The organism is Nocardioides sp., assembly GCF_035481145.1.
Lineage (GTDB): Bacteria > Actinomycetota > Actinomycetes > Propionibacteriales > Nocardioidaceae > Nocardioides.
In genome coordinates this window covers 1-8,463 of record NZ_DATIHB010000112.1, presented here as the reverse complement: position 1 = coordinate 8,463, position 8,463 = coordinate 1, and the positions used below count along the sequence as shown (strand labels likewise).

Here is an 8,463-nt window from a genome sequence, read left to right as displayed (position 1 = left end):
CGCCCCGCGGCGTCGTCCTGAGGCTCACTGCTTCGGGTTGAACGTCCTGCCCGACTGGGTGGTGGCGCCGTCGAGGACGCCCTTGTCCTTGCCGTTGATCGTGACCTGGACGGCACCCTGGTCGAGCACCTTGACGGTCAGCGGCGGCATGACGGTGAGCTCGTGACCGGTCGCCGGGCCGATCTCGCCGCGGAAGGCGATGTTGCCGTCGTCGTCCTTGACGACCACCCGCGCGCCGTCCTCGAGTCCTTCGAGGTGGAGCTTGACCGGCTGGGTGCCGAGGTAGTTCGGGACTCCCGAGCCGTCAGGGCCCGTGACGATCGACGGACCGGCCGGCGTCCGCACCTCGGCGGGGTCGTCCATGATCAGGCGGGCGACCGACCAGGCGAGCACGACCGCCATGACCGCCGCGACGAGGACCGACCAGTTGGGCCCGCCCTTCATCGGCCGCAGGCCACCGGTCATGCCGGAGGCGAGCTCCGCCTCGAAGACCCGGCGCGGGTTGATCTCGGCGTCGGCGTAGCGCTCGTCGTACGTCGCGAGCAGCGGCTCGACGTCGACCCCGAGCACGCGGGCGAGCGTGCGCAGGTGGCCGCGGGCGTAGAAGTCTCCGCCGCACGGGACGAAGTCGTCGACCTCGATCGACTCGATCACGTGCGGGCGGATCCGCGTGCGATCCGCGAGCTGCTCGACGCTGAGTCCGATGCGCGTGCGCGCGGCCTTCAGGTCCGGGCCGATGACCGGGTCGGGCGCCGGCTGCACCGCGAAGTCATCGATGACGAGGGGCTCAACGGCGTCACGCACACGGGCCAGCGGGCGAACGCGGTCGCCCCAGGTTGCCTTCTCCTCGACCAGGTCGACCGAGCCCGGGCGGCGCAGCTCGCGGCCGTCGAGGTCCCCAGCGGCCGGGGTGGCGACGGAGGTCAGCTCGGCCCGGCGCGCAGCCCGTGCGGCCCGCAGCGGCGCCGGGGTCGGCGACGCGATGACCGGCTTGGCTGCTTCAGCAGCCTCGGCCTCGGCGGCGAGGCGCGCCTCCTCGGCTGCCGCCTCCTTCGCCGTACGACGATCGGAGCGCGCCTCCGCGCGGGTCTTCAGGGTGTCGGAGACGAGCGAGATGGCATGGGCCAGGACGGGACGCGGGTCGGGGAACCGGCGGCCCGACGTCGCGGCCTCCGCGGTCTCGACGACCTCGACCGGAGCGGCGGGTGTCGCGTGCTCGGGGACCAGCTCGACGACGCGAGCACCGCTGCCGGCGAGCTGCCGCAGGGCGGTGGTGAGGTCCTCGTCGACGCCGGTGACCCGGGTGGAGAGACCGAGCGGGACCGCGAACGGCGAGCCGTAGAGGCGCTCGGCGAGCCGGCCCTGTCGGCGGCCCGACGCGTCGAACGACGCCAGCACCTTCTCGGCGTTGCGCGGGACCAGCGTCAGCTTGCCGTCACGGGCGACGCCACTCCGCGGGGAGACCTCGACCGCGGCCAGCCCACCCCACGGGATGCCCCGCCAGGCGCGGCCGAGGCGGATCCGGACACCCTGGGTGTCCGCCACCATCAGCGGCGTGCGAGCGTCGACGAAGCCGTGGAGGTAGTACGCCCCGAGCACGCCCAGGACCGCGGCCAGCACCCAGTCGAGGGCGGCACCCGTCGAGGCCGCGCGCGCGAGGTAGCCGATCGCCACCGCACACGACGCGCCACCGAGCAGCGCGGCGAGGCCGCCGTTGCGGCGTACCTCGACGGCGTCCGGCGCGGCCGTGAGCACGATCGACGAAGTCGGCTCCTTGCCACCCTTCGGCTCCGGGACGTCGGGCTGCTGCATGGCCTGGTTGGTGCTCACATCTCCCCCTGCAGGGTCGCGATGACGGAATCGACTTCGTCGGGCTTCACGAGGACGTCGCGGGCCTTGGAGCCCTCGGACGGGCCGACGATGCCGCGGCTCTCGAGGATGTCCATGAGGCGACCGGCCTTCGCGAAGCCGACACGCAGCTTGCGCTGGAGCATCGAGGTGGAGCCGAACTGCGTAGACACCACGAGCTCAACTGCCTGGATCACGAGGTCGAGGTCGTCGCCGATGTCGTCGTCGAGGACCTTGTCGGACTTCGCCGGCGCAGTGACCTCCTCGATGTAGGTCGGCTCGAGCTGGCCCTTCACGTGACGGACCACCTCCTCGATCTCCTTGTCCCCCACCCACGATCCCTGTACCCGGATCGGCTTGGAGGCGCCCATCGGCAGGAAGAGGCCATCACCCTGGCCGACCAGCTTCTCGGCGCCGGGCTGGTCGAGGACGACGCGGGAGTCGGCGAGGCTGGAGGTCGCGAAGGCGAGACGGGACGGCACGTTGGCCTTGATCAGGCCGGTGACGACGTCCACGGACGGGCGCTGCGTGGCGAGGATCAGGTGGATGCCCGCCGCACGCGCGAGCTGGGTGATCCGGACGACCGAGGCCTCGACGTCACGCGGGGCGACCATCATCAGGTCGGCGAGCTCGTCGATGATGACGAGGAGGTACGGATACGGCGCCAGGACCCGCTCGGAGCCCGGCGGGACCTCGACCTGGCCGGCCTTGACCGCCTTGTTGAAGTCGTCGATGTGGCGGAAGCCGAAGTTGGCCAGGTCGTCGTAGCGCATGTCCATCTCGCGACAGACCCACTCGAGCGCCTCGGCGGCCTTCTTCGGGTTCGTGATGATCGGCGTGATCAGGTGCGGGACACCTTCGTACGCCGTCAGCTCGACGCGCTTGGGGTCGACCATGATCATCCGGACCTCGTCGGGCGTTGCCCGCATGAGGATGCTCGAGATCATCGAGTTGATGAAGGACGACTTTCCGGAGCCGGTCGCACCCGCGACGAGCAGGTGCGGCATCTTGGCGAGGTTCGCCACGACGAACCCGCCCTCCACGTCCTTGCCGAGGCCGACGACCATCGGGTGGTGGCTGTTGCGGGCGTTGCCCGAGCGGAGCACGTCACCGAGGGTGACGATCTCCTTGTCTGGGTTGGGGATCTCGACGCCGACCGCGGACTTGCCCGGGATCGGGCTGAGGATGCGGACGTCGGCACTCGCCACGGCGTACGCGATGTTCTTCTGGATGCCGAGGATCTTCTCGACCTTGACGCCGGTGCCGACCTCTACGACGTAGCGCGTGACGGTCGGACCGCGGGTGTAGTCGGTGACCTGGGCGTCGATGCCGAACTCGTCGAGCACGCTCTGCAGGCGGTGGACGATGTCGTCGCTCGCCTTGGTGCGTGCCTGGTGGGCGTCGCCGACCTTGAGCACCTTGGAGTCGGGCAGCGTGTAGGTGATGTCGCCGGAGAGCGAGAGCTGCTCCATGCGCTGCGGGAGCTCGCTGTGCGGCGGAGCCTCGAGCTCGGCCTTCTCAGCCTTCTCGGGCTTCTCGGCCTTGGTGCGCGGCTTCGGAGTGACCTTGGAGACCAGACCAGCGATCGGGCCGGTCGGCTCCTCGTCGGGCGTGCTGCCGTCGAAGGACGCGGCGACGTCGACCGCGTCGCCCTCCTCGATGCCGGTGGCCAGGCGCTTGCGCTTCTTGACCTCGCGGTCCTCCAGCATGGGCGTCTCGAACGGCTCGAGCTCGCCGACCGTGTGGTTGCGGCCGCGCCCGAGAGCACGCGGATCGGCCGCGTCGCCGTGCAGATGGTGCGTGCCGAGCAGGGTGTCGCGCAGCTCGCGCAGGCGCGTGGGGATCAGGTAGACCGGCGTCGCGCTGATGACGAGGATGCCGAAGACCGCGACAAGCGCGAGCAGCGGGACCACGACGTATGGCGTCTGGAGGAGGTCCATCAGCAGGCTCGACACGACGAACCCGATCGCGCCACCGGCGGCCTGGAGGCCCTCGATGTCGCCGGGCTCCGGGCTGCCGTTGGAGATGTCGACGATGCCGAGGATGCCGAAGAGGAACGCCGACCAGCCGATGACCTGGCGTCCGACCGGGCCGTTGCGCTCGGGGTCACGCAGCGTGCGCCAGCCCATGAAGACCAGCGCGAGCGGGACGAACCAGGCGACCTTGCCGACCGAGCCGGCCACCACGGTGCGGGTGCCCTCCATGACGGACCCCGGGAGGTCCCACCAGACGGAGGCTGCGACAACCAGCGAGAGCCCGATCAGCGACAGGCCGACGCCGTCGCGGCGGTGCTCGGGCTCGAGCTCGCCGGCCGTGTGGCCGATCGAGCGCGCGATCGAGCCGATGCCGGCAGCAAGGCCCATCCACATCGCGACGAGCGCGCGGAACATCGCCTGGAAGGCACGGAAGATCGGGCCAGGTCCACTGCGGACCGCTCGCGGTGCCGGGCGGGCCTGGGAAGGCTTGCGCGCGGACGCCGAGGGTCGCTTGGCCTGGCTGCCGGTACTACGGGAACGCGAGGCCTGAGACGTGCTCTTGCTTCGCGAACCCGTCGGGGAAGACGTACGGGTCGCCATGCTCAGCACCCTAGGCGATCGCCCCACTGGTCACAGGGACCACAGGAGTGCGTGTCGCGTCCGTCGAGGTGGGGCTTGTGGTCCGTCGAGGTGGGGCTTGTGGTCCGTCGAGATCCGGGTCTGGTGCAGACTCCCGCTCATGACGTACGCCGCGTGGTCGCTCTTCGCTCTCGTCGCCCTCGCCGATTGGGTCGCCGTCGCGCGCGGAGACCGCCGGGCGGAGGCGGTGCTCAAGCCGGCCGCCACCCTCGCCCTGATCGCGGTGCCGGCAGCAGCACTGGTCTCCTTCGGAGAGCCCGATGCTTCGGTGTCGATCACCGTCTGGCTCTTCGTGGCACTCTTCTTCGGGCTGCTCGGCGACATCGCCCTGCTGTCGGACTCGATCCCGCGCTTCAAGCTCGGCCTGGCGGCGTTCCTGGTCGGGCACCTCGCCTACCTGCTCGCGTTCCTTCAGACGGGCACGGACGGACCCGTCGGCGCAGCCTTCACGGTCCTGTTCCTCGCCCTCGTCGCAACCCGGCACGTGCTTCCCGAGGCCTGGAGGATGGGGGGCCCGACCCTTGCGATCCCGGTAGCGGCGTACACGCTCGTGATCGGCGCGATGCTGTTCGCGGCGTTCGGGACCGGCATCGGACTGATCGCGGTGGGTGCGTCGATCTTCGTGGCGAGCGACTCCATCCTGAGCGTCAACCGATTCGTGCGCCCGCTCCCCCGCGGCCACCTCATGGTGATGGTGACCTATCACGTGGGTCAGGCGCTGATCGTCGCCGGCCTGCTCAGCTGATCACGACCACAAGCCCCACCTCGACGGACCACAAGCCCCACCTCGGCGGACCACAAGCCCCACCTCGACGGATCAGGCCTCGATGACCACCGGGACGATCATGGGGCGACGCTTCACCTTGGTGCCGACCCAGCGACCGATGGTGCGGCGTACGGCCTGCTGGAGCTGGTGCTGGTCGTCGCAGCCTTCGGCGAGGAGGTTGTCGATCGCGGTGACGATCTTGGGCTTGATCTCGTCGAAGACCGAATCGTCCTCGGCGAAGCCACGGGCGTGGATCTCGGGGCCCGAGAGCACCTTGCCGGCCTGGAGGTCGACCACCGTGATGACGGTGATGAAGCCCTCCTCGCCCAGGACGCGGCGGTCCTTGAGGTCGGCCTCGGTGATGTCGCCGATCGAGGAGCCGTCGACGAAGACGTAGCCACAGTCGACCTTGCCGGCGATCTGCGCCTTGCCGTCGACCAGGTCGACGACCACGCCGTCCTCGGCGATGACCACGTGCTCGGCAGGGACACCGGTGGCGCGAGCCAGCGCGGCGTTGGCCTGCATGTGCCGGATCTCGCCGTGGACCGGGAGCACGTTGCGCGGCTTGACGATGTTGTAGCAGTAGAGGAGCTCGCCGGCCGAGGCATGGCCCGAGACGTGCACGTTGGCGTTGCCCTTGTGCACGACATTGGCGCCCCAGCGGGCCAGGCCGTTGATGACCCGGTAGACGGAGTTCTCGTTGCCGGGGATCAGCGACGAGGCGAAGACGACGGTGTCGCCCTCCTCGATGTGCACGAAGTGGTGGTTGCGCTGCGCGATCCGCGACAGGGCCGAGAGCGGCTCGCCCTGGGAGCCCGTGGAGATCAGCACCTGCTTCTCCGGCGGGAGCTTGGCGAGCTCCTTCGCCTCGACCAGCACGCCGGTCGGCACGTTGAGGTAGCCGAGCTCGGCGGCGATCGCCATGTTGCGGACCATCGAGCGACCGACGTAGCCGACCTTGCGGCCATGCGCGGCAGCCGCGTCGAGGACCTGCTGGACGCGGTGCACGTGCGACGCGAAGCAGGCCACGATGATCCGTTGGGACGACTGGTGGAAGACCCGGTCGAGGGTCGGCGCGATCGACTTCTCGGCCGTCGTGAAGCCCGGCACCTCGGCGTTCGTCGAGTCGGTCATGAAGAGGTCCACGCCCTCTTCGCCGAGCCGGGCGAACGCGCGGAGGTCGGTGATCCGGCCGTCCAGCGGCAGCTGGTCCATCTTGAAGTCACCGGTGTGCAGGACCATGCCCGCACCGGTGCGGATGGCGACGGCGAGGGCGTCCGGGATCGAGTGGTTGACCGCGACGAACTCGAGGTCGAAGGGACCGAACGAGACGCGGTCGCCCTCCTTGACCTTGTGGTGGACCGTCTCGCGGAGCCGGTGCTCGCGCAGCTTCGAGCCGAGCAGGGCCAGCGTGAGCTCCGACCCGACGAGCGGGATGTCCCCACGCTCGCGCAGGAGGTACGGCGTGGCGCCGATGTGGTCCTCGTGTCCGTGCGTCAGCACCAGAGCCTCGACCTTGTCCAGGTCGGGCCGGATGGAGGACCAGTCCGGCAGGATCAGGTCGACACCCGGGTGGTTCTCCTCCGGGAAGAGCACACCGCAGTCGACGATGAGCAGCCGGCCGGCGTACTCGAAGGCCGTCATGTTGCGGCCCACCTCACCCAGGCCGCCCAGCGGGATGACGCGCAGGGCTCCCTCGGGGAGCTCGGCGGGGGCGGAGAGTTCCAGGTGCGGGTGGCTCATGGGGTCCTTAGGGAGTGTCAGGGTCAGAGAAGCAGGTCAGAGGAGCCCGGACGCGGTGAGGCCCGCGCGCAGGGCGGCGTACTCGTCCTCGTCGAGGGCCAGGAGCGGCGAGCGGACGGCGCGGTTGTCGAGCACGCCCAGCGCCTGGAGCGCAGCCTTCGCGGTCGTGGCGCCGTAGTTGGCCACGCCCATCACCGCGTTGTTGGCCGGGACGAGCCGCGCGTTGATCTCCTGCGCGGTCGCGAGGTCACCGGCCAGGAACGCCTCGACCATCGCCTTCAGCTCCTTGCCGGCCGCGTGGCCGAGCACGGAGACGACACCGCAGGCGCCGTACGCGAGGAAGCCGAGGGTGAGCCCGTCATCGCCGGAGTAGACGGAGTAGCCGAGCGAGCGGAGGTAGGTCGCCTGCGTCGGATCGCCGGCCGCGTCCTTGACCGCGATGACCTTCTCGTTGCCCGCGAACGCTTCGTACGTCGACGGGGCGAGCTTGGTGCCGGTGCGGCCCGGGACGTCGTAGAGCATCACCGGGACGTCGGTGGCGTCGACGACCTGCTGGAAGTGGTTGACGATGCCGGCCTGCGAGGGCTTGTTGTAGTAGGGCGTGACGAGCAGCAGGCCGTCGGCCCCGAGCTTGGCCGCCTGCTCCGCGAGCTCGATGGTGTGGCGGGTGTCGTTGGTGCCGATGCCGGCCACGACGGTGGCCCGGTCACCGACCGCGTCCTTGACCGCCGACAGGGTGCGTCCGTCCTCGGCGATGGTCGTGGTCGCGGACTCCCCCGTCGTGCCGGACACGACGATGCCGTCGTGTCCGTTGTCGACGAGGTGGGTCGCGGTGCGCACGATCGCGTCGAGGTCGAGCTCACCGGCCGGCGTGAACGCCGTTGCCATCGCGGTCAGCACACGGCCGAAGGGAGCGGCGGGAGCAGTCATGCCCCAAGGTTATCGTCCAGAGGCCTCCGCCGTCGGTCACCCGAGCACCGTGGACGGATGGATCACCACGTGCTCGCGGGCGAAGCGGCGACGCGGCTTGTCCTTCGCCTCGATCACCACGGCGTACGGAACGTCGCTGTAGACGGCGGTCCAGCGGAACGGCCGCGGGCCACCGGGCGCCCGCCAGGTCCACTGCGTGCCCGCCCGTACGCCGTCCAGGCGCCACGGCTCCCGCGCGCCCGCTTCACCGCCGTGCGGCACGAGCGCCCGCGCACTGGCCTGGCTGTCCCAGCGGGTCAGGACCACGCGGAACCCCGTGCGCTGGCAGGTCCAGCGCTCGAGCCGGTGGGTGGCCGGCAACGGGTCGAGCTTGCAGGCACCCGCCGCGGCAAGGGGGAAGAGGCGCTCCAGCGGGTCGCGGGTCTCCGTGGCTGCAGACGACGCCGCCGGGATCACCGTCGGTCCCTCGCTGGTCACCGGATCGGGCTGGAGACGGTCGAGCAGGTCGAGGTGGCGTGCGCCCCACACGCTCGCGACGGCCAGGGCTCCGAGCCCCGCCGC

The 8,463-nt window shown here is 70.5% G+C and carries 6 protein-coding genes; 1 reads left to right on the top strand and 5 read right to left on the bottom strand.

Annotated elements, in window-relative coordinates:
- Window positions 1-24: 24 nt before the first annotated feature.
- Window positions 25-1,830: a helix-turn-helix domain-containing protein gene (locus VLF38_RS09465; protein ID WP_325271018.1), complete on the bottom strand. Its 1,806-nt coding sequence runs from the start codon at window positions 1,828-1,830 to the stop codon at window positions 25-27.
- Entirely contained in the window at window positions 1,827-4,424 is a 2,598-nt protein-coding gene (locus VLF38_RS09460; protein WP_325271017.1) for an FtsK/SpoIIIE family DNA translocase, read from the bottom strand. Before VLF38_RS09460 ends, VLF38_RS09465 begins: the two co-directional genes overlap by 4 nt.
- A gap of 139 nt (window positions 4,425-4,563) precedes the next feature.
- On the opposite strand from VLF38_RS09460, the gene VLF38_RS09455 reads away from it, so the two are divergent.
- Entirely contained in the window at window positions 4,564-5,208 is a 645-nt protein-coding gene (locus VLF38_RS09455; RefSeq protein WP_325271016.1) for a lysoplasmalogenase, read from the top strand.
- Between the two features lie 72 nt (window positions 5,209-5,280).
- On the opposite strand, the gene VLF38_RS09450 is transcribed toward VLF38_RS09455, so the two are convergent.
- The 3 genes from VLF38_RS09450 to VLF38_RS09440 all read right to left on the bottom strand — a co-directional run.
- Entirely contained in the window at window positions 5,281-6,972 is a 1,692-nt protein-coding gene (locus tag VLF38_RS09450) for a ribonuclease J (RefSeq protein ID WP_325271015.1), read from the bottom strand.
- 36 nt (window positions 6,973-7,008) lie between these two features.
- A complete protein-coding gene (gene dapA / locus VLF38_RS09445; RefSeq protein WP_325271014.1) occupies window positions 7,009-7,902 on the bottom strand; it encodes a 4-hydroxy-tetrahydrodipicolinate synthase in 894 nt (297 codons plus the stop codon).
- A 36-nt stretch (window positions 7,903-7,938) separates the two neighbouring features.
- A partial coding sequence (locus VLF38_RS09440) for a hypothetical protein (protein ID WP_325271013.1) occupies window positions 7,939-8,463 on the bottom strand: 525 nt, incomplete at its 5' end.